The sequence below is a fragment of the Oricola sp. genome (genome assembly GCF_022763245.1).
In the GTDB taxonomy this organism is placed as follows: domain Bacteria; phylum Pseudomonadota; class Alphaproteobacteria; order Rhizobiales; family Rhizobiaceae; genus Oricola.
In genome coordinates, this window is sequence record NZ_JALEGV010000043.1 from 291,820 (window position 1) to 318,437 (window position 26,618).

The following is a 26,618-nucleotide window of genomic DNA, read 5'->3' on the forward strand; positions in this document are numbered from 1 at the left end:
GGCGGCAGCCTATTCGGCCGCCTGCTTGCGCATGAACGGGCGCGCCCACTCGGCGTCCGGCGTGACGGAAGAGTTCTCGCGTGCCAATTCGGCGAGGATCTTGCGGTATTCCACGGTCATCCGGTCCGCCCGCGTATGCATCTCCGTGCGGGTGTCCAGCGGGAATTCCGGACGAATGTTGTTGAGCAACTCGCGGTCCTCGCTCTGGATCTGCCGGTCGAGCGCGATGATCCCGGCTCTCTTGGACTCGTCGGGATCGTCATTGCGCGCGATGAACTGACAGAACAGCGTGTGCGTGTCGTCGACCGGCGTTGCGGTTTTGAACAACACGTGCCGAAGCCCGTTCTCATATTCCATCACGTCCTTGTAGACGAAGGGCTGGACCAGTTCGTTGTTGGTGACGCGCACCGTGAAGCCTTCGCCGGTCAGGCCGGTATTGGCCTTCAGCGCGTCGGTCAGGCGCGCCTTGTAGCTGACGCGCGACGTCAGCTTGTGGCCGTCGCGCTGGATCTCGTAGCTGAGGAACTTCGAGTTCGACGTGTCGCCGATGGTGTTGCGATGCGTCCAGGCGACATGCGCGAGGTCGAGGGCGTTGTCGATGACGCGCGGCGCGGATGTCGTCCAGACTTCCATCAGTTCGTGCATCAGCGTGAAGGAGGGATCGTCCGCTTCCGGCAGATGCGGAATGTCGGCGCGCGGCATGCCGGCGCAGATCCACACCAGCCCGTAGCGCTCGGCGATCAGAACGGACAGCGTGCGCGCCTTAGGCGGGATCGGCATGTCGTCGTCCTGCTGCGGAATGCGCGTGCATGCGCCCGACGTGTTGAAGGCCCAGCCGTGATAGGGGCAGACGATCTCGCCGTTTTCCAGCCAGCCCTGCGAAAGCCGGGCGGCGCGGTGCGGGCATTCGTCGACCGCGCATCCAAGCGAGCCGTCCGTGCCGCGCCAGACGACGTAGTTGTCGCCGAGCAGACGAACGGCGCGGGGCTTGTCGGCGATGTCCGCCGAGTAGGCGACCGGATACCAGTACTCCTTGAAGGCGGGGACTTCGCTTACCAGCATGGCATGCTCCTGTCTTTGAACGTGTTGGGTCTCATGGGCGACGCCACGTCAGGCTCGCGTGAACGGCTTGCCGACACCCGCGGGTCCCGACGCGCGGCCGACAAAGGTCGCAAGCGCGAAGAGAGCGAGGACATAGGGCAGGGCGATCAGCAATTCATGCGGAATGCCGCGCCAGAGAATTTGCGCGCGCAGGGCGATCGCGTCGGCGAAGCCGAAGGCGATGCAAGCGAGCGCACCCGGCCAGACCCGCCATTTGCCGAACACCATCGCCGCCAGCGCGAGAAAGCCGCGTCCCTGGGTCATGGAAGCCTGGAACATGTCGAGCGTGACGATCGACAGATAGGCACCGCCCAGCGCGCCGAAAACACCGGAGGATACGACCGCGAAGAAGCGCGTCCGCACAACGGCGATGCCCGCGACATCGGCGGATTCGGCGGACTCGCCGCAGGCCCGGATGCGCAGCCCGGCATCGGTGCGGAACAGCACCCACCAGACGAGGAAGACAAGCGCGAAGCAGATGTAATCGACCAGGCTGAGCGACCGGAAGATGCGGCCGACCGCGGGCAGGTCCTCCAGAAAGGGCACATGGATCGAGGGGATCTTCGCGACGCTCGGCGTCAGCCCGTCAATGTCCCAGATCACGGGGATGAGCGCCGCCGTCAGGCCCGCCCCGATCAGGTTGATGGCCGCCGAGGCCACGACCTGGTCGCCGCGCAACGTCACCGTCATCAGCGCCAATGCGCTGCCCGACAGGACGCCGGAGCAAAGTGCGCCGACCAGGCCGAGCCAGGGGCTGCCGGTGAAATAGGTCACCAGCACGGCCGAGAAGGCGCCGATCAGCATCATGCCTTCGAGGCCGATATTCATGACGCCGCTGCGCTCGCTGATCAGGCCGCCCAGCATTGGCATCAGGATCGGCAGTGCGAGATGCAGCGCGCTGATCACGAGCGAAATCGTCAGAAGGTGGCTCATGACGGCATCTCCATGCTTGCGGTCTTTTCAGCGGCCGGCGGCGTCTCGGCCCCGGTTTCGATGGCCCTGTCGTCGACGGCCGGTTTGCGCCAGCCGGACCAGAGCCTGAGCATCGCCGGCTGGGCGGCGACGAAGGCGACGACCAGTCCGGAAACGACACCGACCATCTCGCGGCTGATCCCGGCGATTGCCTGCAATGGCACCGAACCCGCGTGCAGAACGGCGAAGAAGAAGCCCGAAGCGACGACGCCGATCGGCGAGAGTGCGCCGAGAAGGGCGACCGCGATCGCGTCGAAGCCGTAACCCGGCGAGAAGGCCGAGTAAAAGCGGCCATAGACGCCGAGAACCTGAACGGCACCCGCCAGTCCGCCCAGCGCGCCGGAGGCGAGTAGCGCGAGAATGGTCATGCGTTCGATGGAGACCCCGCTGGCGCGCGCCGCGCCCTGGTTGGCGCCCATCAGCCGCAGCCGAAAGCCGATCGGCGTCCGGTACAGAACCCATGTCACGATCGCCACGGCCGCGAGCGCGACGAGAAGGCCGGCATGCAGCCGCGTGCCGTCCCAGATGATCGGCAACTGCGTGCCTTCCGGCACGCGGTCCGTCGCCGAAGGCTGGTCGGACGCCACGAACGGACCGCTCGGGGCCACGGCATATTCGGACACGGCGACCGCGACGAAATTCATCATGATCGTCGTGACGACCTCATGCGCGCCGCGATAGGCCTTCAGCAGCGCCGGGATCAACGCGAACAAGGCGCCGCCAATCATGCCGGCGAGGATGCAGGCGATCATCAGCAGGACAGGCGGCAGATTGACGGTGGCGCCGACAATGCCGGCGACAAGGCCGCCGAAGAGAAGCTGTCCTTCCACGCCGATGTTGAAGAGGCTCGCATGGAAGGCGACGGCCACGGCGAGGCCCGCGATCAGGAGCGGGATCATCTGCACCATCGTTTCCGCGATCGCCGGGCCGCTGCCGAGCGCGCCGCCGAACAAGGCGGTCGTCGTCAGCCAGAGGTCGGAGCCGGCCAGCCAGATCATCGGCACGGAGGCGACCAGCGCCGCAGCGATGGTGAGAATGAAGGTCAGAACCTGGCCGCCGAAATGGCCGGAGGCCCGGTGAAAATGCGCGATCAGGCGCGGCATCACCTGTTGCGGCGCCGGAGACCGGGTCTCATCGCCGGCGGTGCCCATCGCGTCGGCCATGGCGACCGGGTCCATGCGCGTCTGGCGCCTGGAAGCGAGATCGGATGTCGGGGCTGTGGTGTCGATCGTCATGGCTTGCTTTCCTGATCGACGCCGGACATCCAGCGGCCGATCTGGTCGATGTCGGCATTGGCGGTGGTCGTTTCGCCGACGATGCGGCCCTGGCGGAACACGACGATCCGGTCGGCGATGGTGAAGACCTCGTTCAGGTCCAGGCTGAGCAGCAGAACGCCGCCGCCAGCGTCGCGCAGTCCGATCAGCGCCTCGTGGACGGCGGCGGTCGATCCGATGTCGAGACCGCGGGTCGGCTGGGCGGCGATCATCAGTCGGGGCGCGCGCGACAATTCGCGCCCGACCACCAGCTTCTGCTGATTGCCGCCCGAAAGGCTGGCGACAGGCGCTTCGACGGAGGAGGCGCGAACCCGCTGGCGTTTGACGATACCGGTCGCGAAACGACCCCGCCGTTTGCGCGACAGCCAGAAGGGCGTCGGCGCGAAGGGGGCGCCGTCGATGAAGCCGATGGAAGCGTTGTCGATGACGCTCATCGCGTCGGCGACCGCAAGGCGGTGGCGATCCTCCGGAATATGCGCGATGCCGCACTGGAAGCGCTGGAGCGTCGTCATGCCGGTGATGTCGCAATCGTCGAGTGCGATGCCGCCCTGCTTCGCTTTCGTCAGACCGATCAGCAGGTCCACGAATTGCGACTGTCCGTTGCCCTCCACACCGACGACGGCAAGGATCTCTCCGCCATGCACGTCGAGGTCGACCGGCCCGAACCGGTCGCCGTCGGAAAGCTTGCGGACAGAGAGTACAGTCGGCCAGATGTGATGCGAGCGCGAGGGCACTTCGGGCTTGTTGCGGCCGATCATCAGCCGCACCAGCCGCGCCTCGAGCGCTTGTCTCTGTTCCGCATCGGCGAATGCGCGCGGGATCTCGGCCTCGCCGGCGACCGCTCCGTCGCGCAGCACCGTGACGCGGTCGCACAGGCGCATGATCTCAGGCATCTTGTGACTGATCAGCACGATGGTCGTGCCGTCGCGCTGCAGGTTCTGCAAAAGCGCGTAAAGTTCTTCGGCGTCGGGGGGCGAAAGCGCCGCCGTCGGCTCGTCGAGCACCAGCGTCGTCGCGCCGCCCCAAAGGGCCTTCAGGATCTCCACCTTCTGCCGCGCGCCGACGGACAGCGTTTCGCAGCGGGCGGACGGATCGATCCCGAAACCGAGCCGTTCGGAGAGGTCGACGGCCCGGCGGCTCGCCGCCTCCAGGTCGAGCGGACGCAACCATCGCGCCGCGAACCCCTTGCTGCCGCGACCGAGGATCAGGTTTTCGGCGACCGTCAGTTTGCCGATCAGGCTGAAGTGCTGCTGTACCATGCCGATGCCATGCGCCAGCGCATCGGCCGAAGACCTGAGCATGACCTCCTCTCCGGCGATTTGGATCCGCCCTGCGTCGGGGCGGATCATGCCGAAGAGGATCTTCATCAGCGTCGACTTGCCCGCGCCATTCTCGCCGAGCAGGCCGTGGACCGATCCGGGTTGCACCGTCAGGTCGATGGAGCGGTTCGCCTTGACCGGGCCGAAATGCTTGCTCACGCCGGAGAGCCGGATGGCCGCCGGCGTGAGCTCGGACCGCGAGGCGTCGTCTTTTGTCATTATCGCCTCGAAGCCCGCACTCATCAGTCGCCTGCCGGCTGGAAGGATTTCAGCTCTTCCTCGTTCGACGGCACGGTCATCGAACCGTCGAGGATCAATGCGGTCGCGGCTTCGACCTTTGCCATGATGTCGGCCGACAGCGTGTCGATATTGTCCTGGCACAGCCCCACGGCGCCTTCCTTCAAGCCGAGGCTGACGGCGCCACCCTCGAAGCTGCCCTCGGCGGCCTTGGTGTTCTCCAAGACGACCGCGCCGGACACGTCCTTGACCGCGGAGGTAAGGAAGTTGTCGGGCGCGAACTGGCCCTTGCAGGTATCGACGCCGATAACCCAGTAGCCGTCGCCCATGCTCTTGGCGGCGTCGAAGATGCCGCGTCCGCCGCCGCCGGCGACGTCCATGATAAGGTCCGCGCCGAGGTCGTAGATGCCGAGCGCGAGTTCCTTGGCCTTGGCCGGCTCGGTGAAGGAGCCGACATAGGCGACGGAGACCTGGATGTCGGGATTGACGTAGCGCAGGCCCGCCTCGAAGCCGGACAGGAAGCGGACGACCGGCGGCGTTTCGATGCCGCCGATGAAGCCGACGCGGCTGCCCTTGGTGGTCATCGCGGCGGCGATGCCGGAGAGGAACGCGGCCTCATGCTCGCGGAAGGTGACGCTGGCGACGTTCGGCAGCGGGTTCTTGTCCTTGTCGACCGCGACGGCGTCGATCAGCGTGAACTTCGCGTCCGGATTGGCGATGGCGACCTCGGTCAGCGCGTCACGGATGCCAAAGCCGACGCCGGTGGTCACGGTCGAGCCGCTGTCGATGGCCTGCTTCAGGTTCGGGACCAGCTGCGACTTGTTGGCCGACTGGATGACGAGCTCCTTGCCGCCCAGTTTCTCGACGCTCGCCTCGACGCCGATCTTGGCCAGGTCGTTGAAGCCCTGGTCGCCGAGGCCGGCCGTATTGGTGACCATCGACCAGATGTAGTCCTCGGCCGAAGCCGGATTGGACGCGCCGAGGCTCAGCGCGACGAGCGCAGCCGAACCCATCAGGGCTCCGAAGCGCCTGCGTGTCGAGAGTGTCGTTCTTTTCGTAGGTGCAGTCATGGTCATGTGCTCCTGGGCTGGTGAGGGAGAGGGATATGCGAAATCGGATGCCTTGCGGTGCGGCTCATTGTCCGGCCCACCCCGTATGCGCCTCCAGGCGCGTGCCCTGCCGCGGCTCTGTGGCGCGCGCGAGCGCGATCGAGACCGCTTCCTCGGGCGTGGATGCGAAGCTGATGGCGACCACGCGGCGTTCGTCGAGCCACTTGCCGTCCTCGATCGCGCCGCGCAGGCGGTCGGCCCAGCCGAGCGTGCCTTCCAGAACAACGAGCGGTACGCCGGAATCATAGGCAATGGTGACTTCGTTCAGCGTGCCGACGCCTCCGCCGATCATGATGAGGCTGTCGCAGCCGCGCGCGGTCAGGATGTTGCGCACCGTTCCCATGCCGGTTGGAAAGACGAGATCGACATAGGGGTTGGCCTTGCTCTTGTCGGCATAGGGCAGGAACCCGACGGTCAGGCCCCCGCCGTCGCGCGCGCCGCGGCAGGATTCCTCCATGACGCCGCCCGTGCCCCCGCCGACGAGAGCCGCACCGGCCTCCGCGATGCCGCGCCCCACTTCATAGGCGGCCTTCGACACGGCTTCGGGGAGTGTTTCCCCTGGGCGGGCGCTGCGTCCGATCACTCCGATGGTCAGCATCGCGTTCTCGCTTTCTACTCGTTGATCGCGGCAGGGGCGCCGGCCCCGGCGCGCTGCGTCGCCGGCGTTTCGGCATCGATCCGCCGGGCCATGGATTGCAGGTCCAGAGCCCGTTGCCGCACTTCGTCATGATCCACGCCGATCAGGGCGAGCGGATCTTCCGTCGCGATCGCAAAGGATGCCGCGGCTGATCCCAGTGCGGCGGCGTGGAGCATGTCGCCTGTCGCGGCCATTCCGGTCATGAAGCCGCCGCAGAACGCGTCGCCCGCGCCTGTCGGATCGACGACCGTGCCCTCATGCGCGGGCATGTGGAACAACTCACCGCGCCGCTGGATGTAGACGCCATCACCGCCGGCCTTCAGCGCCACGGCACGCGCGCCCTGCGCTTTCAGCCGAAACAGGATCTCGTGCACGCTGACGCCGGGCGCGATCACATCGAAATCCGACGTGCTGGGGAGGAAGAAATCGAGATCGTCGAGCGTCACCGCGAGGCGCGAGAACGCGTCGCCAAGAAGGTCTGACCGCGCTGGACAGTCCGACTGCAGCTTGCCGCGCCCGCCCTTCAGGCGGTGAACGAGGCAGCGATGGCGCTGCAGCGGGAGGAGCGGCATGTGCCAGTGATCGACCTCTTGCAGCCATGCGTCCGGAATGTCGGACTCGATCGGCGCGCCGAGCGGAAGCACGTCGGGCATGGAAGTCGTGTCGACGAAAGCCGCGCGGTCTGCTTCCGGTAGCGCCTGGAGCATCTCCTGCGGCACGGGCTGCAGTCGCGAACCGTCCGGCAGGTGGGCAAAGGTCACGCGGACCGGATGCGACCGCTCGATACGGCGAACGGCGCTCGTGTCGATCCCGGTGTCGCCAAGCGCCCGCAGCACATCCTGCGGATAGTCGTTGCCGACCACCGTGACGATCCTCGGCGCATTGCCGGCGATCATCGCCCCGAGCGCCGACCACAGCGCATTGCCGCCGACCTTGTCGACGACATGCCGCCCGTCCTGGGTCAGCACCGCGTCGATGCTGAAGGAGCCGGCAACGGCAAGCACGGGTTTGGCGGAATGCGGAGGCATCGGGTCTCTTTGGTGCGATGAAAGAGGCTGCACAATCATTGTGCAGTTTCTCGGATGCCCATGATTTAAACACCTGAATTGTCCATTGTCCAACAATAAAACTCGCCGTCCGGATTTTTCGTGCAGGCATCGGAAATCGCTGGGAAAAACCGCTCCTGAGAAGGTGGAAAACACCGACCCGGATACAAAAAAAGCGCGGGTTCCGACCCGCGCTCTTTGAGCATCATCATCTTGTGTCGAGGAGGTCAGCCGCGCTGTGACCGACGTTGGTCCTTCGCCAGTCCCGGCCAGGCCCAGCCGGCATTGCGCGGATCCACATACTCCCCGGGCGCGACCACGGCGTCGATCGCATCAAGCGTTTCAGTGTCCAGCGTGATGCCGTCGGCCGAGAGGAGCTGGTCGAGTTGTTCGGCGGTGCGCGGTCCGAGGAGTGTCGCGGTGACGCCCGGATGCTCGAGCGTCCAGGCCAGGCTCATCTGCATGAGGCTCAGGCCGGCTGTCTCCGCTATGGCCGTCAGGGCCTCCGTCGCGTCCAGCTTGGCCGCGTCATCGGCGCGCACGAACGGGTTGCCGGACGCGGCGCGCGATCCTTCGGGCGCCGGAGCGCCGCGCCGGTACTTGCCCGTCAGCCAGCCCCCGTTGAGCGGGCTCCAGGCAAGCAGTCCCATGCCATATTGCTGGCAGACCGGCAGAACCGAGCGCTCGATGCCCCTGACGAGGATGGAGTAAGGCGACTGTTCGCTCGCGAATGCGGTCGCGCCCAGCTTTTCGGCTGCCCACTGGCTCTGCACCAGAAGTTCCGGCGGAAACACCGACGAACCGGCATGGCGGATCTTGCCGGCGCGGATCAACGCGTCGAAGGCGGCCACTGTCTCCTCGACCGGCGTTCTCGGATCGGGGCGGTGCAACTGGTAGAGGTCGATGTAGTCCGTCTTCAGGCGGCGCAGGCTGTCATCGACCGCCTGCATGATCCAGCGCCGCGATCCGCCGGACTGGTTCAGGTCGCCATGCATCGGAAGTCCGACCTTGGTCGCCAGCACGACCTTGTCGCGCCGTCCCGCGAGTACTTCGCCCAGCGCTTTCTCGACTGCGCCATTGTCGTAGATGTCGGCGGTGTCGATGAGGTTGATGCCGGCGTCGAGTGCCTTGTGCACCAGTTTTGCGGCGTCCGCCGGGCTCTGGGAGGTGAGCAGCGACATGGTGCCGAAGCCGAAACGCGATACCATCGGGCCTGTCGCACCCAGTCTTTTCATTTCCATCGGAAATCCTTGTCCGGTTGGCCGCGCTTGGCGGGTTGAGACTTCGACGAGCAAAGCATATAAGATTTCATTGTTCAACAATGGATAATCGGTTGAAAGCCCCGCTGAAACGATTGTATTCGCGCACGCTCCGCCGTAATTTGGGCTTCCGCACACTGGCGAGGAGGAACCGGCAGGATCAAGGAATGGCGCTGAACCCGCTTCCGTTTCAGTCTGCTCCCCAAGGCAGCCATCGTTCCATTCCGCAACCACCGGCAGCATAGAATGTCCGTCGAGACCCCATTGCGCATGAAACCGCTTCGCGACAGGCGCCCCCTGTCGGTCCAGGTCTACGACCAGCTGGTCGAGGCGCTGCGCAAGCAGGGCAGGCCGGGTGATCTCATTCCGCCGGAAATCGAGCTCGCCAACGAGTTGGGTGTCAGCCGCACGGTTCTGCGCGAGGCGCTTCGGCTTCTGGAGGAAGATGGGTTCATCGAGCGTGGGGTCGATCCGCGCCGCCGCCAGCTTGCGCGCCCGTCTGCCCGTCCGCCGTCCTTCAACGCGCCACTGGAGGACATGCTGCACGCAGCGGTTCCGTTCGACATCCAGATCGTGCGAAGCGACGAACTCAAGCCGACAAGCTGGAGCATGGCCCTGCTCGAACTCACCGACGAGGCCACGCCGCTTCTGTATCGCGAGTGCCTGTTTTCGGTCGGCGGCGAACCGGCGGTCTCGGCGCTGGAAATCATCCCGCGCACCGAAGACGGCATGCCGCCGCAGCTCGCGAACGGCAATGGCGGCGGAGAGGCGCAGACCCTTCTCAACGCACTAGGACCGCAGTTCCGTTCGAAATGCACGGCCACGCTGTGGCGTCTGGCCGCGGCGTCATCGGGCGGCGGGTCGCGCAAGGGCTTCACGCGCACCCGTGCCGATCACCCGGTCACCAGCCTGACCACCGTTCTCAGCCGCCACGGAAAACCGGTCTATCTGGCGAAGCATCTCCTTCGCCTGGACATCGTCGCGCTCTCGGTGGGCGAACCGCCGAACGGCTTCGATCCGGCGTCAGCGGACTCGCCCTGACCCTGTTTCCCGGTCGTCGGCCCGGGAGACTACTCGGCCGATGTCTGGACCGCCTCGTCGGCCGGTGGCGGGGCCAGTTGCACGGTCGTGCAGGCGCGATCGTTCCCGGCGACCAGGTCGCCCGGCGCTTCGGCGTCGAGCAGGCTTTCAAGCAGCGCCGCATCGATTGCGCCGGTGACGGGGAGGCCATTGGCTTCCTGATAGGCGCTGATCGCCGCCCGCGTGCGGCGCCCGGCAATGCCGTCCGCGACGCCGGAATTGAAGCCGGCCTCGTTGAGCGCGCGCTGCACGGCGGCGACATCGCTCTTCACTGCACGGCTGACCGTCGCGCAACTGGTCAGCGTGTCACCGGTTGCGTCTTCGACCAGCCAATCGATCTCCAGTGACCGCGTGTCGTCGGGCAGCAGCGAGAGGCGCGCAGACGTGCAGGAGAAACGGCCATCGGCCGACCCGCACGTCCAGTCCGCCGGATCTGTTTTCGTCAATGTGGCGGTAGCGGGGTCTGCCTCGCCGGCGATCACGATCGAACCGTCATAGATCGCCGGGCCGTTATTCGTCACCGTCAGCGTGAAATGGCAGTCGATCCCGGCGACGCATTCGTCTTCGCTGGCGGCATTGGCGATCGAGAGGTCGATCGCGGGCAGCATGGCCGGATCGATCATGGCGATGGTCGACACATGCCGGTCATTGAGCGGCGACTTGTCACGCACGGCATCGTCCGGCCAGATCATTTCCTTGGTGTGGCTGATGGTCGTCGCGTCCATGTCGGCCGGAACGTCAATGACGAGTTGAATATGGCTCGCATCGCCGGCCGCGATCGACAGCGCGCTGCCAAGGCACTCGTAGGAGCCTTCGCCGGTGGTCTCGCATCGCAGGCCGCGATCTTCGCCGTCCACCGATTCAACGGTCACCGCCGGATCGAACCGGCCCCGCAGGCCGGCCGCGCCGGCAAATGCGGCATCGCCGAGATTCTCGATTCGCACGTCCAGAAGGCAGCTTGCGCCCTGCACGCATTCCGTGTCGGCATTCGGAGCGAGATCGATCACGCCGGGCGTTTCGGCGGTGTCGGTCGTTGTCTCGTCGGCCGGCGCGTTCTGCGCGGCTGCCGGGGCAGCGACCATGGCCGTGAAGAGCGCGGAGGCGAGCAATCGCTTTATTCCCCGCAAGCGTTTCGTTTCGACGAGCCAGTCTCCGCGCATGGTGCCTCCGGGATTGCGATGCAAATCGTTTCAAGCCCCTTGGACATTACTATGCCCGTCTTGACAATCGTCAATGAGGTCAAACGGTCGTGATGACCGAACGATCGGGCGAATTGCACCGTATTCCGGCGGTTCAGTCCGCAAGTGCAAGCAAACTCGTCGGTCCGCGAACCCGTGACTGTATTTCCGGGCGGTTGGGAAGGTCTCCCAATGTGGGGAAGGGGGCTTTGCATTGGGTTGCTTGTTCGAATTCTCTCCATGCGTTAGCGTTCGGAGCAATCCGGCATGTCCTTTGGTCTGGCGTCGGATCAGCCGGGAAACATGGGGGGTCGAGGGGGATGTCCGTAACTTTGTCGCGCGCCAAGGCTGGAGCTTTCGTCCTCTTGGCGGCGATCGTTCTCGCGATGTCGTGCGCAGCGTCCGCGTTTGCGGAACGCCGCGTCGCGCTGGTGATCGGCAATGCGGATTACCGCCAGGAAGCGCGCCTTCAAAACCCGCTCAACGACGCCGACGATGTCGCGGCCGCCCTTTCGCGCCTCCAATTCGACGTCGACAAGCATCACGATCTCACCTTTGCGGGCATGCGCCGCGCCCTGCGTGAATTCAGCCGCAAGGCCGCCGGTGCCGACATGGCGGTCGTCTTCTTCGCCGGTCACGGCATGGAAGTCGGCGGCCGGAACTACCTGATCCCGACGGATGCGCAACTGGCCACCGATCTGGACCTCAGCTACGAGGCCTTCGAGATCGAGAAGGTGATGGACGCGGTTGCCCGCGCGAACGGCGTCAAGCTCGTGATCCTCGACGCCTGCCGCAATAACCCGTTCGCCCAGGCGATGGAACTGACCTCGCCGAGCCGGTCGATCGGGAGGGGTTTCAAGCGGGTCGAACCGGAAGGCGGCGGCATGCTCATCGCCTATTCCGCCGCGGCCGGAACAACGGCCGACGACGGCAACGGCCGCAACAGCCCGTATACGCAGGCCCTGCTCGAGCACATCGAAGAGCCCGGCGTGGAAATCCGCATCCTGTTCGGCAAGGTCCGCGACAGCGTGTTGCAACACACGGGGCGGCAGCAGCGGCCGGCCGAATACGGGTCGCTGCCGGGCACCGCGATCTTCCTCAGTGCGACGCAGTCGCCCACGCCCACGCCGGTGCCCATCGTCCGGACGCCTGCTCCCAGCGTTTCGGTCGAGACGGTCGTCGCGGCCTGGAGCATGGTGGAGAAGAGCGACGACGTCGGATTGCTGCAGGCCTTTCGCAAACAGTTCGGCGAAAGGAACGCCTTCTATGACGCCCTCGCCATGCGGCGGATCGATGCGCTTTCCAAGGATGAGGAGAAAAGCGCGGAAAAGGCCGAGGGCATGGCGGCCCGAGACACCTGCGATCGCCTGGTGGCTTCGCCCGTTGACAAGGGCGCCCGGGCTCCGGGTCGAAACTATGAGGAGTTCGAGCAAGACATCGGTGAGGCGCTGCTGGCGTGTTGGCGCGCCGCGAAGGCTTTTCCGAACGACCTCACCACGCGCTACCAGCTCGGTCGAACCTATCATGCCAAGAAGGACTATTCCGCCGCGCTGCAGGAATACCGTGTCGCTGCCGCGGGTGGATATGCCGCGGCTATGACGAATATCGGGGCGCTGTATGCGGCGGGGCTGGGCGTCGAGAAGGACGACGTGGAAGCGGTGAAATGGTATCGGGTCGCCGCTGCCCTGGGCAACGCGCAGGCACAATTCAATTTCGGCGTCGCCTATGCGAACGGCCAGGGTTTGAGGCGCGACGACGCGCAGGCGGTGATCTGGTACCGCAAGGCAGCCGAACAACGCCATCCCTACGCCCAATTTCATCTGGGCTGGATGTATGAGCAGGGCCACGGCGTCGAGAAGAGCGAGACAGAAGCCGTCAGATGGTACCGCTTGGCTGCCGAGCAGGGCGTTTCGGGCAGCCAGTCCAATCTCGGCACGATGTATCGGGAAGGGCGCGGGGTCGGGCGCAATTACGCGGAGGCCGTTAAATGGTACCGCAAGGCGGCGGCCCAGGGCGACTCGGACGCTCAGGTCAACCTCGGTTACATGTACCGCAAGGGGCTGGGCGTGGAGCAGAGCAACGCGGAAGGCGCCAAGTGGTATCGCAAGTCGGCCGACCAGGGAAACATGTTCGGCCAGGCCAACCTGGCCTCGATGTATGAACAAGGCTTCGGTGTCGCCAAAGACATCGACAAGGCCGTCGAACTCTACAGGAAGGCCGCGGCGCAGGGCAACGAAGCCGCCAAGGAAAGCCTGGCCCGGCTTGGAAAGACCTGACGCGATGAGTGGCGCGCGCTTCCCGTCGACGATCCTGGCCAGCCTCGCGCTCCTGCTTGGCCTGTTCCTGGCGGCGGCCCAGGCGGACCGTCGCGTGGCGCTGGTGATCGGCAATGCGGACTACCGCAGCGAAGCCCGGCTCCGCAACCCGCGCAACGACGCCGACGACGTCGCCGCCGCTTTCGAAAGGCTCGGCTTTGCGGTCGAGAAACACCACGACCTGACCTTTGCCGGCATGCGCCGGGCGCTGCGTTCATTCGCCCGCGATTCGGCCGGTGCCGACATGGCCGTCGTGTTCTTCGCCGGTCATGGCATGGAGGTCGGCGGACGTAACTACCTGATCCCGACCGATGCCGAACTCGCCACGGATCGGGACCTCTCCTATGAAGCGTTCGAGATCGAGAAGGTCACGGAAGCGGTCGCTGATGCGAAAGGGTTGAAGCTCGTGATCCTGGATGCGTGTCGCAACAATCCATTCGCACAGTCCATGGAACTTACTTCCTCAAGCCGCGCGATCGGGCGAGGGTTCAAGCGGGTCGAGCCGGCTGCGGGGGGCATGCTCATCGCCTATTCCGCTGCGGCCGGTACCACGGCGGATGACGGCAATGGTCGCAACAGCCCCTATACGCAAGCCCTGCTCGAACACATCGAGGAGCCAGGGGTGGATATCCGTATCCTGTTCGGCAAGGTTCGGGACAGCATCCTGCAACACTCCGGAGGGCAGCAGCGGCCAGCCGAGTATGGGTCGTTGCCGGGCAACGCGATCTTTCTGAGCGCCCCCCGAGTATCGGCGCCTTCAACTGAGACCGACACTTCGGCTCCAAATGCTTCTTCCGCGACCGTCGCCGTGGCTTGGGACATCGTCGAGAAGAGTGACGAAGTCGGATTGCTCGAGGCGTTTCGCAGTCAGTTCGGAGAAGCGAACCCCTTCTATGACACCTTGGCCATGCAGCGGATCGAGGCGATTGCCAAGAGGGCGTCGTGTGATCGTCTGGCAGCTGACAAGCATGACCGGAAAGCGAGAGGTGCGGGCAAGGATTTCGATGAGCTGCGAGATCATGCACGCGAGGCCATCGAGGCCTGCAGTCTGGCGTCGAAAGCCTTTCCCGACGATCTGACAACCCGGTATCAGCTTGGCCTTTCATATCGCGTGAATTTCGAAGACTCTGAAGCTCTGGAGGAACTCCGTATAGCCGCGGCCGGTGGATACGCTGCGGCACAGGTCGTTCTCGGTGAGTATTTCGAAATGGGGTTCGCCGTCAGTCGGGATCTCTCGGAGGCCGCGAAGCTCTACCGAGAGGCCGCAGAGCAAGGCAATGTGGTCGGCCAGCTCAAACTCGGTCTCATCTATGCGAATGGTGCGGGCGTTGAGCACAATGATGCTGAAGCGTTGAAGTGGATCCGCAGAGCTGCCGTGCAGGGTTACTCGAATGGTCAGGTGGTTCTGGGGAGCCTCTATTCGGACGGCCGTAGTGGTGTGGTGCAAGATCATGCGGAGGCAGTGAAATGGTACCGAAAGGCGGCGGAACAAGGTGACAAGGACGGCCAGATCAGTCTCGGTCTCATGTACGAACAAGGCTTTGGCGTTCCGAAGGATATCGACAAGGCGGAAGCGCTCTACAGACTAGCGGCTTCCCAAGGCGATGCTGCCGCGAAAATGCTCTTGAGACGGCTTGGGAGACCCTGAGCCATGAGTTTTACAGGGTTCCTCTTGAAACAGATCATTGGCCTTGCGCTCCTGCTTGGCCTGTTCCTGGCAGCGGCCCAGGCGGATCGTCGCGTCGCGCTGGTGATCGGCAATGCGGACTACCGCAGCGAAGCCCGGCTCCGGAACCCGCGCAACGATGCCGACGATGTCGCCGCTGCTTTCGAAAGGCTCGGCTTCGCGGTCGAGAAACACCATGACCTGACCTTTGCCGGCATGCGCCGGGCGCTGCGTTCGTTCGCCCGCGACGCGGCCGGTGCCGACATGGCCGTCGTGTTCTTCGCCGGTCACGGCATGGAGGTCGGTGGGCGCAACTACCTGATCCCGACCGATGCCGAACTCGCCACCGATCTGGATCTGGACTACGAGGCGTTCGAGATCGAGACGGTGGTCAACGCCGTGTCCCGCGCCGACGGGCTCAAGCTGGTGATCCTGGACGCCTGCCGGGACAATCCGTTTGCCGTGCAGATGGAATTGACACGGCAGAGCCGGTCGATCGGGCGGGGGTTCAAGCGTGTCGAACCGAACGATGGCGGCACGCTGATCGCCTATTCGGCGGCGGCCGGTACCACGGCGGATGACGGCAATGGTCGCAACAGCCCCTATACGCAAGCCCTGCTCGAGCATCTCGAAGAGCCCGGGCTGGAAATCCGGCTGCTCTTCGGCAAGGTGCGCGATACCGTCTTTGAACGCACGAGCCGGCAGGCGAAACGCCAGAGGCCGGCGGAATACGGCTCTCTGCCAGGCAGGGCGATCTATCTCATTCCGCCGGACTCCGGCGGTGGCAATCCACCCCCGCATTCCGTCGAAACGGTCTGGGCGACGTTGGAAGGGACGGACGACATCCCGCTGCTCGAAGCGTTTCGCCAGCAATACGGCGCCGACAATCCGTACTACGACACCCTTGCCATGCGACGGATCGAGGCGGTGTCCAGAGCGGGGAAAGAGGGGAGCGGCACGGTCGCCATTCATTCGGTGACCGTGGATGCGGGGATGACGGTCGCACAGGCGCTAAAGCGCATCAGGGAGAATGAGTTCCTCACAGGCGCGATGCCAGAAGACACGCCGAAGGAAGGCATGCTCGCAGCGGGCACCCGGAAATTTCCGGGCGCCGCCAGTCGATCAGCGCTGGTCGCCGCCATGCAGGCCGAGCAGCGAGAGATGGTCGAGGAGATCTGGGCCAAACGGCGCGGTGACCTGCCGCTGAAGGACATCAATGCATTCGTGACGCTCGCCTCCATCGTGGAGAAGGAGACGGCCATCGCGGGAGAACGGCCGCGCGTGGCAGGCGTCTTCGTCAACCGCTTGCGCAAGGGCATGAAGCTGCAGTCCGATTCGACGCTCATTTACGGTCTGTTCGGTGGCGAGGGAAGGCCGGCGGACTATGTTCTCAAGCGCTCCGATCTCGAGAAGATCACGCCCTACAACACCTACAAGGTCCAGGGCCTGCCTCCCGGCCCGATCGCCATCCCGAGCCGCGCTTCGCTGGAGGCTGTCGCCAATCCGTCGGCGAATGACGAGTTGTATTTCGTCTCGGACGGCGACGGTGGACATGTCTTTGCGAAGACATTGTCGGATCACAACACGAATGTGCGCCGCTGGCGTGAGATCGAGAGGAATCGCGCTGAAGGTAAGGGGAACTCGGGAGCCTCAAGCGGCGGCGACAGGCTGGCAATGCTGGATAGTGCGGCTCAGAGCCCGGCCGCCGACGCCGGAGTGCCGATCCCGGTCATGCGCCAGAAGGCAATATTCTATCAGGAGCGTTCGGGTTCCGAAGCCGGCACGGCCGTGGCCGGAGCGACCGTCTGGAGCATCGTGCAGGAATCACCCGGTGGGAGCGCGCCTGCGGAGCCTGCGATCCGGGCCGAGACGACCATTCCCGAATACGGCCTGACGATGGAAATGACCATCCGGCGCAATGTCGATGAGAGCCTGCCTGCGAGCCATGTGATCGAGTTGTTCTTTCGCGTGCCGGACACGTTCAACGGCCTCGGAATCGCTGACGTTCAACGGATCACCTTCAAGGAGACCGAGCAGGAACCCGGAAATGCACTGGTCGGTGTTGCCGCGCCGATCGACACCAATGTCTTCCTGATCGCTTTGACCCGTGCGTCGGCAGCGACCACAGCCAATCTCGATCTGATGCGCGGCAGGCAGTGGATCGACATCCCGATGCAATATGTCAGCGGCCGGCGCGCACTGATCGTGCTGGAGAAGGGCGACACGGGCCAGCGGGTTTTTGATGAGGTGCTGGCGGCGTGGAAGGCGTCCTGACGCCGCGACCGGCGCACGCGAAGTTCAAGAGAAGGAGGTGTATCGAGATGCTCCGGACCATTCTTGTGTTGTTCGTCCTCATGACGGCGAGTGCCGCATCGGCATATGCGGCGACAGACAAGCGGGTCGCGCTCGTTGTGGGGGTGAGCTCCTATGAGCACGCCACCACGCTCTCCAACCCGAAGAACGATGCTGAAGCCGTCTCCGATGCGCTGGAGAAACTCGGTTTCACGGTCCTGCTGGAACTCGACGTCGATCAGGCCTCCTTCGGCAAGGCTCTGCTGGAGTTCGAACGTGAACTGGAAGGGGCGGATGTCGGCCTGTTCTATTTTGCCGGCCACGGCATGCAGATCGCGGACCAGAACTACCTGCTCTCCGCCAATGCGACGGTGTCCAACCCCTACCTGATCGATCAGGACGGAATTCGGCTGAACAGCATTCTGGGGATCATCGAGCGCAAGGCCGACGTGTCGATCGCGATCATCGACGCCTGTCGTGACAATCCGCTTGTGGACGCCCTGCTGGACGGCTCGCGCGATGCCGGCCGCTCCTTCGGCCTTGCTCGCGGGCTGGCGCGGGTCACCCCGGGACGCAACGACAGCCTCGTCGCCTTCGCGACCGCGCCCGGCCAGATCGCGCTGGACGGCAGTGAGCCGAACTCGCCGTTCACCCAGGCGCTGCTGGAGCATCTTGATGAGCCCGGGCTCGAAGTCTCGGTCATGCTCAAGCGGGTGACGAACGATGTGATGGGAGCGACGGGCGGCAAGCAGCGGCCCGAGATCGTGGCGTCGATGACGCGCGAGTTCTATTTCGTCAAACAGGAGATCAATGTCGAAGGCGACCTCCACGTCACCACCGAGCGCAGCGACGAGGCGGCCGCGGCCGAATTGATGGCGGTTGCGCGCACCATGCCTGCCGGCGAGGCGCGCATAGCCGCGCTCGAACTCGTGCGCGGACGCTTCCCCGACACCGGCGTCGCGGAGATGGCGGCTATCCTGATCGGCGCGGAGCGGGCGGCGTTGGCCGCGGCGGAGGCGGCGAAAGAGCCCTCCGGCGATGAGCCCGCGCCGCAGACGGCGGCCACCGACGGCCAGGACAAGGTCGCGTCGATGCCGGAAGCCGCAGTCGAAGAGGAGGATATCACGGTCGAGACCTTCGATCGCGAACTCCTCAGTTCCCTCGATGTGGAGCAGGCGCTCGCAGCGTCTTCCAATGCCGAAGTCCAGGCCGCGGCGACGCCGGAGCAGGTCGAAGCCGGTCTCGGACTGGAAAAAGAGGAAGTCGTCCGCATCCAGACTGCGCTCAACACGCTGGGCTACGGCCTCGGAACCGCCGACGGCGCGTTCGGCCCCAAGTCACGCAAGGCGCTGGCACTGTTTCAGCTTCGCAACCGCATTCCGCAGTCGGGCTATCTCGACGCAAAGACCATCGACGCGCTGCTCAGCGTGCTGGAGAGTGCGCCGAAGACCTATGACGGCGAATGGCGCATGACCATATCGCGGCGATGGCTGGTCAATGACACGCACTCGAGCGACACGATCGGCACCGTCAATCTCATCGCTTCGGTGTTGCTTGAGCACCGCAACGGCCAGTTCTATGTGAAGGACTACCACTACTACACGATCGTGCCGGACGACCCGTTTTCGGACTTTGCGGGCGGCATCACCAATGACGGGGTCCTGCAAGTCTCCGGGCGGGTGAGCTCACATTTCGCGGACGCCAATCACGTGACGGCGAACCTGGTGCGCCTGTCCGCGAAACTTCAGCTGCCGAGAATAGCCTTGCCCCGCACGAGCTTCGAGACCGACGGAACGCGCATCGACGGATCCCTGCGTTTCGTCGTGTCGTTCGCGCGCGTGGCTTCGTGAAGGCAACGACATCGGCGCCATTCGGCCGGCTTCGATCGCGTCAGTAGTTGGCGCGGATCCAGGCCTCGAACTCCGACACGCGCGCATAGACGCCCGGCTGGTTCGGTTCCGCGCAGCCATAGCCCCAGCTGACCACGCCGGCGAGAATGGTGCCCGTGGCGCCGCCCTCAATGATCAGCGGGCCGCCGCTGTCGCCCTGGCAGGAGTCGTAGCCTCCGCCGACATAGCCGGCGCACATCATCGCCCGATTGATGTCGCCGATCGCGGCATTGCACTCCAGGTTCTTCCAGATCGGCACATAGACCGATTCGAGATATTCCGTCGCGCTCCCGCCGGAGGACGTGGTTCCCCAGCCGATCACCTGGGCGCAGTGCCCGGGCTTTGCCCAGTAATCCTTGTTGGCATCGCTCAGGAGGCGCGGCAGGCGCGCCGGCGCGACGGACATCGATGTCGAGAGCTTCAACAGGGCGATGTCGTTGGTCGATCTCTCCGGGTCATAGTCGGGGTGGACCACCACCTCGCGCACCGAACTCGTCTCGCCCTTCCAGAAGCCGTCATCCTGCGTGCGGCGCACGGTGTAGTTGGACGCGGACGGGTCTCGGTTCACGCAGTGGGCGGCGGTCACCACCAGATCCGGGGCGACAAGCGTGCCGCCGCAATTCTTGTAGCCGTCATTGCCGATGTCGAGATTGACGATCCACGGATAGTTGTCGCCACGGACACGCGTGCCGCCGACGATCTTGGCCGTCATGCTCTTGGCCGCGTTGTCGTAGCAGGTGAACTCCTGGGCGCCCGCCCAGCCGGTGCAAAGCGCAGTCATCGCGCCAGCGACAACGAAAGACGCCAAACCCTTGCAAAACCTCATCAGCCCTCTCCTCGATTGCCCCGTTGACGCAGTCACTCGCTCAAATTGTAGTTGATCCGAAAATAGATCAGGGAATCATTGCGCGCCACACCGCCGGCCTTCGGCACGATGTGCTTGGCCGCCTCCAGCGACTGCTGCAGTTCCGGAAGCCCCGCATCGAGGTCGGTGTTGGCGGTGATGCTGACGACGCCTTCGCCCAATTCGCCATTCGACTGGAACTTCAGCGTGACGGGCGATTGCGCGTCGCCAATGCAGTACTCGTAGCCGCCCTTGGCGATCAGGACGTCGGAATCGCCCTTGTGCTCATCCGTGGGGAAGATCGTCTTGGATGCCCCGCTGACGGCGGTCACGTCGATGCGGAAGACGGCCTCTTCGTCCGGCTGAAAACACAAGACGAGGTAATCGCCGCTCTTCACGTCGATCCGCTCGCCGGCCTCGAACCATGCGGGTTCGCTGCTGCCCACGGATCGGCGCACGAGGCCGGAGGGCCCGGCCTTGCGGCGGCTGAGCCCTGAACGGTCCTCCAATCCGATCTGGTCGCTGAAGGCGATCAGCTGGTCGCGATCGCCTGCCACGAAGCCCTTGAACGTCGGATCCGCGACCGCGGGAGCCGGGCCAAGGGCCGCGACAGCGACGAATGCCGCGAGGCAGAATGGGCTGGTCGATTTCAGGATCGACAGGGAACGCGTTTCAAGAGACATGGAAACCCCTCCGTATTGTCCTTCGAATGCCGCCTTGCTCTTCGACCGTGGAACCGGCCGGTTCCGTTCAGCGCAAGGTTAGCTCAAATCCATTGGTGATCTCGTCGCCGGTGAGCGCACTCTGGCCGGACAGGAAGGTGTTTCCGTCCAGGGCCACGGTTGCCGTGATGTCGTAGGTTGCCTGCCGGTCGACCGTGACCACGAGCGAGAACTGGCCGTCATGCCGATAGGCCATCTCGAAATCCGTTCGCGCCGGCAGGCGCCCCGCCAGCCCGTCCTGCCTGCGGAATTCGATCACCAGGACCGCGTTTTCCGGAACCGCGATCTTGGAGAGCGCCTGCACGCTGACCAGCACGTCGCTGACGACATAGGCCTCCTCGGCGGCTTTTTCGGTCGCTTCCTCAGCTATTTCCGCTGGGGCCGGCGGCGTCTCGTCCGCAGATTGTGTTTCCGCAGTGTCCGTGTCCTCGGCCGCGAAACCTTGAGGCGAGGTCGCCAGTGCGACCGCGAGAAGACAGGCCGCACCCAGTGCGGCGGTGAAGGACCATCTGGCAACCATCGTTCAGCCTTCCCTGTGAGGTCGATTGCATCTCTCCGCCATTAAAGCCGGGCTTCCCGAGAAGCTCAATCCATCCCGGCAACGGGAGCGGTTCCCCATCTTGGGGAAGGAGCGCCGAAGCGGCCTATTTCCCGAATGCGGGCTTGCCCTGCTGCGCCTGGGTCTGCCGCAGCAAGGTGAGGATGTCGAGGATCGCCTCCGACTTGCCCTTGCGTTTCGGCACGCCGTCCAGGAGTTCCCAGATGGTCCGCTCAGCGAAAGCGTCGGCCAGCCTGGTGTTGGCGGGCAGCGCGAACGACGCCTTGCAGGCCAATGCGCGATAGAAACGGTCATTGAGGAACGACGCGATCTCCGGCGAATAGCCGTTCTCGGCAAGGCTGTCCCGAAAGGCCATCTCCGTGAGTTCGACGTCCTGCATCGTCACCGTGCCGGGCGTGTCGAAGGCTTCGCATGACATGGCAACCTCCGCCTGCGCCGTCCCTCCGAGAGCCAGACAGGCCAGAAACGCCGTCGCGGCGAGCGTTTGTATTCGCATCTTCATCTTCATGTCTTCCTCGTCAGTGCTTAAGCTGCACGATAAGAAACGGGTGGGTGACAGGTTCAGGCGGCCGCGCTCTCGGTCAGGCCCAGAATTCCCTGCCGGACATTCACGAGATATGTTTCGACGGCCTGTTCCAGGATCCCCTTGGATCGAATGACGATCGAGCCGAAACCGTAATTCACGCGATCGACGAGTTGGGCCTCTTCCAGCGTCTTGACCGTGCGCCGTGTCGTCTCTGGCGCGAGAACGGTGGTCATGAAGCGGCTCAGATCGGACTGGTCGAGCCCGCCTTCGGACAGTTTGAAGTTCGCGAGGCTCTTGCGCAGTGCGCCTTCCGTGAACCGGCCGAACTCGATGCGCTCCCGTGTCAGCCCGAGCCGTGACTTGTACTTTTCTTCGTCGGACGCGAGGTCGACGAGATACGCGTTGTGGTTCTCGACGAAGAGGGAGAAGAACTCTCGATCCGAGAAGTCGAACTGCGAGATCATGTAGAGAAATTCGCTGACATAGAGAACCGGATCCGAGCGCAGCTTGGCGACATCGACGCGATCGGTAAATGACGAGGCCGCGCATATGTCGTCGAAGAAGCCAAGGCGCGACTTCCGTATGATTTCCAGGGTCGATAAATCCAGATTCGACATTACTGTCCCGCAATTCTTGAAGGTCGCGTTGCAAGGTGACGGCTTGACGTGTGGGCGACCGACACGTCATCCTCATATTCCGGGAAATACGGGCGTTTGCATGAATTCAGGCATCGCCGGCCTCGTCCCGCAACGAAGGCTATGCAAGTTCGGGCTTCAAGAAAAGCCCACCCGTCTCCGAATTGTGCGGGAGCTTCCTCATTTTGCGGAGGCGTCCAACGATTAAGCACCCACTCTCTGTTCGTGGAATACTTGCTCACTTCCCAAGGCTCTGACACCTTGCCGATGCATCGCCGATCTTTCGGCCGCTTTTCTCAAGCCGTTCCATTGTGGAGGACGAAATGAATACCAAGCGAACAGGGTACAGACTGGTCGGCGCATTGTTTGCCAGTTCCATCCTCATGACAAGTGCGCTGCCCGTTTATGCGGCTGCTGAAAAGGTGCCGGGCAACGGTCCTGCGCTGCCGATGGAGATCGTGGCCAACAAGGAAAAGCTGATCGTGGTCCCCGATACCGAGACGCCAGCCGCCGAAGACACGGCGCAGGGCGACGGGGCGGCCGCGGACACCCAGGACACGACGGCCGGTGCCGAAGACACCGGCGACAAGGACGCAGCCGGTGCCGCTGCCGCTGCCGAAGGTGTCGTGCCCGAAGAGATGAAGCTTGAAGTGCTGAGCGCGATGTCCCGGATCATCGGATCCGAGAACGGACTGGCGCTCGTCGACCGGGACCGCCCGCTCGCCCAGGCACAGCAGCCTCACGAAGCCAGCAACATCGCCGACCCGAGCAAGGTCCGCGCCGCCTACAGGCTCGTCAGCTTCATCGGGCCCGAATTCGTGCGGTCGGTACCTCTGGTCGGCGACCCCAGGATCGAGGTTCAGCTGACCCTTCTCGGCCTTGTCAGCGAAGGCAATTACGATGAGGAAGGCGAGAAGGTCGCCGAGACCAGGCTGCTCGTCGATCCGGCCGACATCGGCTCGCTGGAAGCTCCGCTTCTGGCCTTCCTGGAAGACCATATGCCGATCCCGGACGGCGAAGCCGGTCCGTTCAACCTGAAGATGTGGCTGGACGTCAAGGACGGCGGCCCGCTCACGAACGGCTCGCAATTCGCGGTCAACTTCAAGGCGACGGCCTCCGGCTATGTCTCGCTCTTCTCCGTCAATTCCGACGGGTCGATCGACCGGCTGTTCCCGACCAAGGGCATGGAAGCCAATTTCGTGCAGGAAGGCGAGATCTATCGCTTCCCGGCGAGCGGCTACCTCGAGCTTTCGCAGGAAACCGAGAGCGTCGATCTGAGGGCGATCATCACGTCGATCCCGTCCAACGTGTCGGAGCCCATCGCGGCGGGACTTTCGTTCCGCGGGGAGCCGGTCCGCATCATTCCGACGACCGAGCCGATGATGTTCGCCAATGGCGACCTGAGCCGGATCTTCGCGCCGCCGAAGAACAACGCGGAAGAGGCCCACATCGTCATCCAGGTCCAGGGGAGCCGCTGATCGGCCGACCGGTGGCGTCACCATCGAAATCAAGCCAACTGACTTCAGATTCACGATTGGAATGATCATGTTCAAGCACCACAACACTCTCCTCGCACTGCTCGGCAGCGCGTCCATCACGGTCCTTTCCGCAGCCGGCGCCCAGGCCGCCGACATCCGCGATGTCGTCGTCACCGTGCCGCACAGCACCTCGTCGCAAGCAGCCCAGCTCGATGTGACGATCAGCAACCAGACGCCGCGGATCGGCGAGAACGTAGCCTTCTGCTTTACCTCGGACCGGGACGGCTTCGTCTCGCTCTACAACCGCGGCACCTCTGGTCGCATCGCCCGCATCTATCCCTTCCAGGGGCCGAACCCCGCATATGTCCGGGCGAACACGCGGCATTGCGTGCCGGGGCCGGATGACGGCTTCAACCTGACCGTCAGCGGTCCGGCCGGCATCGAATCCTCGGCCCTGGTGTGGACGGCCACGCAGGAGCAGCATCCGAAGGTCACGGACGATCCGTTCGCCCTGTCGCGGGACATCTCGGTCGTCCAGACCAACCAGGGCGGCAATGCCTGGCAGACCGCGGCCGTGCAGTACACGATCATCGACAGCAACCAGCCCGCGACGACGACCTATCCGCCGATCAACAACTACATTCAGTCGAGCGGTCAGGTCTATATCGTGGCGATGGCCGCCAATGCCGACGGACTGACCAAGACCGACGACGACGCGCGGCGCTTCGTCAGCACCATGCAGCAGCTCTACAACGTCCCGGGCAGCAACATCCTTCTGGACGAGGATGCCTACAAGAAGGACTTCGAAAACGCCTTCGTCTGGCTGAACCAGCGTGTCACCAGCCAGGACAAGGTTCTGTTCTTCTATTCCGGGCATGGCGCCTACACGGATGACGATGACGGGGACGAGAAGGACGGCGTCGACGAGTTCTTCGTGCCGATGGACATCGAGGCAGGCGGCATCACGGAAGAGACGATCATCCGTGACGACCTGTTCGCCGAATGGGTCAACAGCCTGCCGACCGACAATGTGATGAGCTTCATCGACGCTTGCCACTCCGGCGGACTGAGAAAGGCCGTTGGCCAGACCGTCCTCAGCGCGAAGCCGAAGTCGCTGGGCTACGTCAAGGTGTCGGGCGCAAGGAAGTCCACGGGCAGCCGTGACGTCCTCGTGCAGGAAAACGACATCGGCGGCGGCCTCGACAGCGGCGGGGCGCACGGCATGAAGGGCGTCGTCATCGCCGCCGTGCAGGAGAACCAGTACGCCCTGGAAGGCGAGGATGGCGGCATCTTCACGCTGCAGCTGGTCGAAGCGCTCGCCGACCGCCAGGTCAACAGCCTGATGGACGTGTTCGACATGACCGACCGCCGCGTTCGCGAAGTCACCAAGGGTCAGATGGATCCGGCCCTTGTCGGCCCGTCGGAGATGCTCTCCGCCGTGCAGATCCTGCATCGCTAAGCCGATATGCCGCGACGGCGCCCCGCAAAGAGGGCGCCGTCGCCACCCTCAATCAGGACGTTTGTCTCCGACAAACCCGTAACCGTGAGGATATCACGATGTTTCTCAAACACCTCAATCGGGCGATCGCCGCACTGGCAATCACCGTTGGCGCAACAATCGGAATTCTCGCGCCGTCGGCCCAGGCCCAGGATCTCAACCTCAGAAACGTGCTGACCCCGGCGCAGGCCGCGGTCGCGGAAGCCGGAGCCCTGCAGGAAAAGGGCGGGATCTACGTCTCCACGCCGGCCCGCAACGGCCTTCGGGTCACCGCCTGGGTCGACCAGAAGGATCTGACCTACCGTCCCGGCGAGCCGATCCAGATCTACGTCCAGACCTCCAAGGACGCCTATGTCTGGATGGTCAATGTCGGCACCTCGGGCCGTGTCAGCGAAATCTACCCGAACGCCTATTCCGGCGGCAATTTCGTCCGCGCGGGCCAGGTCGTCGCCATTCCGGCGCCGAATGCGGATTTCCGCTTCGAGGCAAGCGGCCCGGCCGGCGTCGAACTCGTCAAGGTCTTCGCCTCCACGGCCGCCACCCCGCCATACCGGTCGGCCGGCGGCGCCGGCAACGAGCCCTACCGCCTTCTGTCCGACAATGCCGGTTCCTTCGCCAAGGACATTGTCGTGGCGACGGCGCCGATCCCGTCCACCGCGGTGATCGGCCAGGTGCCGAGCCAGAGCGAGTGGGCCGTCTACAACAAGGTGCTGTGGATCGACACCACCCCGCCGCAGGTCTGGTACAACGACGCAGGCATCGAGGCCGCCCTCGGCCTGACCCGCGAGGATCGCCGGCGCGTGCAGGTCGCGCTGCAGAAGCTGAACTTCAACCCCGGCGTCGCCGACGGCATCTTCGGGTCTCGGACCCGCGCCGCGATCCGGGCGTTCCAGGCAGCCTACAATCTCCCGCAGACCGGATATCTGACCTATTATACGCTCGGCCTTCTGAGCGAGGTCGTCTGACGATGACATTCATGCCG

General features: G+C 64.4%; 22 protein-coding genes. 8 read left to right on the plus strand and 14 right to left on the minus strand.

Translation table 11 applies throughout. The features are described from left to right. Nucleotides 1–9: 9 nt before the first annotated feature. The 8 genes from MRY80_RS26695 to MRY80_RS26730 form a co-directional block, all read right to left on the minus strand. Nucleotides 10–1,062 (minus strand): aromatic ring-hydroxylating dioxygenase subunit alpha, encoded by a 1,053-nt coding sequence (locus MRY80_RS26695; protein WP_293294847.1) that lies wholly within the window; start codon nt 1,060–1,062, stop codon nt 10–12. A gap of 48 nt (nt 1,063–1,110) precedes the next feature. Continuing rightward, entirely contained in the window at nt 1,111–2,034 is a 924-nt protein-coding gene (locus MRY80_RS26700; protein WP_293294849.1) for an ABC transporter permease, read from the minus strand. Continuing rightward, nucleotides 2,031–3,308, minus strand: a complete 1,278-nt coding sequence (locus MRY80_RS26705; protein WP_293294851.1) for an ABC transporter permease — start codon at nt 3,306–3,308, stop codon at nt 2,031–2,033. Before MRY80_RS26705 ends, MRY80_RS26700 begins: the two co-directional genes overlap by 4 nt. Continuing rightward, entirely contained in the window at nt 3,305–4,885 is a 1,581-nt protein-coding gene (locus MRY80_RS26710) for an ABC transporter ATP-binding protein (protein ID WP_293294853.1), read from the minus strand. The genes MRY80_RS26705 and MRY80_RS26710 overlap by 4 nt, the downstream gene beginning before the upstream one ends. A 23-nt stretch (nt 4,886–4,908) precedes the next feature. Beyond that, complete coding sequence (locus MRY80_RS26715) at nt 4,909–5,916, minus strand: BMP family ABC transporter substrate-binding protein (RefSeq protein ID WP_293294855.1); 1,008 nt, start codon at nt 5,914–5,916, stop codon at nt 4,909–4,911. 121 nt (nt 5,917–6,037) lie between these two features. Further along, nucleotides 6,038–6,610, minus strand: coding sequence for a TIGR00725 family protein (locus MRY80_RS26720; RefSeq protein ID WP_293294857.1), 573 nt, complete (start codon nt 6,608–6,610; stop codon nt 6,038–6,040). A gap of 14 nt (nt 6,611–6,624) precedes the next feature. Then, nucleotides 6,625–7,677 carry a carbohydrate kinase family protein gene (locus MRY80_RS26725; RefSeq protein WP_293294858.1) on the minus strand — a complete coding sequence of 351 codons (1,053 nt, stop codon included), beginning with the start codon at nt 7,675–7,677 and terminating at the stop codon, nt 6,625–6,627. A 245-nt stretch (nt 7,678–7,922) separates the two neighbouring features. Then, nucleotides 7,923–8,936 (minus strand): aldo/keto reductase, encoded by a 1,014-nt coding sequence (locus MRY80_RS26730; RefSeq protein WP_293294859.1) that lies wholly within the window; start codon nt 8,934–8,936, stop codon nt 7,923–7,925. A 288-nt stretch (nt 8,937–9,224) separates the two neighbouring features. Here MRY80_RS26730 and MRY80_RS26735 point away from each other — a divergent pair, with 288 nt between their 5' ends. Then, nucleotides 9,225–9,995 carry a GntR family transcriptional regulator gene (locus MRY80_RS26735; RefSeq protein ID WP_293294861.1) on the plus strand — a complete coding sequence of 257 codons (771 nt, stop codon included), beginning with the start codon at nt 9,225–9,227 and terminating at the stop codon, nt 9,993–9,995. 29 nt (nt 9,996–10,024) lie between these two features. On the opposite strand, the gene MRY80_RS26740 is transcribed toward MRY80_RS26735, so the two are convergent. Further along, a complete protein-coding gene (locus MRY80_RS26740; protein ID WP_293294863.1) occupies nt 10,025–11,194 on the minus strand; it encodes a peptidoglycan-binding protein in 1,170 nt (389 codons plus the stop codon). A 404-nt stretch (nt 11,195–11,598) separates the two neighbouring features. On the opposite strand from MRY80_RS26740, the gene MRY80_RS26745 reads away from it, so the two are divergent. Genes MRY80_RS26745 through MRY80_RS26765 form a run of 4 tightly spaced genes read left to right on the plus strand, consistent with a single transcriptional unit; the run spans nt 11,599 to nt 19,335 of the window. Beyond that, nucleotides 11,599–13,488 carry a caspase family protein gene (locus MRY80_RS26745; RefSeq protein WP_293294937.1) on the plus strand — a complete coding sequence of 630 codons (1,890 nt, stop codon included), beginning with the start codon at nt 11,599–11,601 and terminating at the stop codon, nt 13,486–13,488. 4 nt (nt 13,489–13,492) lie between these two features. Next, nucleotides 13,493–15,175, plus strand: coding sequence for a caspase family protein (locus tag MRY80_RS26750; protein ID WP_293294865.1), 1,683 nt, complete (start codon nt 13,493–13,495; stop codon nt 15,173–15,175). A gap of 3 nt (nt 15,176–15,178) precedes the next feature. Continuing rightward, the gene (mltG, locus tag MRY80_RS27300; RefSeq protein ID WP_346433424.1) at nt 15,179–17,467 is read left to right on the plus strand and encodes an endolytic transglycosylase MltG; all 2,289 of its coding nucleotides are present in this window, start codon (nt 15,179–15,181) and stop codon (nt 17,465–17,467) included. Nucleotides 17,468–17,514: 47 nt separating this feature from the next. Beyond that, on the plus strand, nt 17,515–19,335 hold the full coding sequence (locus MRY80_RS26765; protein WP_293294866.1) for a caspase family protein: 1,821 nt from the start codon (nt 17,515–17,517) through the stop codon (nt 19,333–19,335). 40 nt (nt 19,336–19,375) lie between these two features. Here MRY80_RS26765 and MRY80_RS26770 read toward each other — a convergent pair whose 3' ends face one another. The 5 genes from MRY80_RS26770 to MRY80_RS26790 all read right to left on the minus strand — a co-directional run bounded on the left by MRY80_RS26770 (nt 19,376) and on the right by MRY80_RS26790 (nt 22,642). Beyond that, a complete protein-coding gene (locus tag MRY80_RS26770; protein WP_293294867.1) occupies nt 19,376–20,200 on the minus strand; it encodes a serine protease in 825 nt (274 codons plus the stop codon). 32 nt (nt 20,201–20,232) lie between these two features. After that, on the minus strand, nt 20,233–20,901 hold the full coding sequence (locus MRY80_RS26775) for a hypothetical protein (RefSeq protein ID WP_293294869.1): 669 nt from the start codon (nt 20,899–20,901) through the stop codon (nt 20,233–20,235). A gap of 67 nt (nt 20,902–20,968) precedes the next feature. Beyond that, a complete protein-coding gene (locus tag MRY80_RS26780; RefSeq protein ID WP_293294871.1) occupies nt 20,969–21,460 on the minus strand; it encodes a hypothetical protein in 492 nt (163 codons plus the stop codon). A gap of 124 nt (nt 21,461–21,584) precedes the next feature. Continuing rightward, complete coding sequence (locus MRY80_RS26785; RefSeq protein WP_293294873.1) at nt 21,585–22,007, minus strand: hypothetical protein; 423 nt, start codon at nt 22,005–22,007, stop codon at nt 21,585–21,587. Nucleotides 22,008–22,060: 53 nt separating this feature from the next. Then, entirely contained in the window at nt 22,061–22,642 is a 582-nt protein-coding gene (locus tag MRY80_RS26790) for a hypothetical protein (protein WP_293294875.1), read from the minus strand. A gap of 341 nt (nt 22,643–22,983) precedes the next feature. On the opposite strand from MRY80_RS26790, the gene MRY80_RS26795 reads away from it, so the two are divergent. From MRY80_RS26795 to MRY80_RS26805, 3 genes are all read left to right on the plus strand, one after another. Continuing rightward, nucleotides 22,984–24,138, plus strand: a complete 1,155-nt coding sequence (locus MRY80_RS26795; RefSeq protein WP_293294877.1) for a DUF4384 domain-containing protein — start codon at nt 22,984–22,986, stop codon at nt 24,136–24,138. A gap of 67 nt (nt 24,139–24,205) precedes the next feature. Further along, nucleotides 24,206–25,597, plus strand: a complete 1,392-nt coding sequence (locus tag MRY80_RS26800; RefSeq protein ID WP_293294879.1) for a caspase family protein — start codon at nt 24,206–24,208, stop codon at nt 25,595–25,597. 98 nt (nt 25,598–25,695) lie between these two features. Further along, nucleotides 25,696–26,601, plus strand: coding sequence for a DUF4384 domain-containing protein (locus tag MRY80_RS26805; RefSeq protein ID WP_293294881.1), 906 nt, complete (start codon nt 25,696–25,698; stop codon nt 26,599–26,601). Nucleotides 26,602–26,618: the final 17 nt, after the last annotated feature.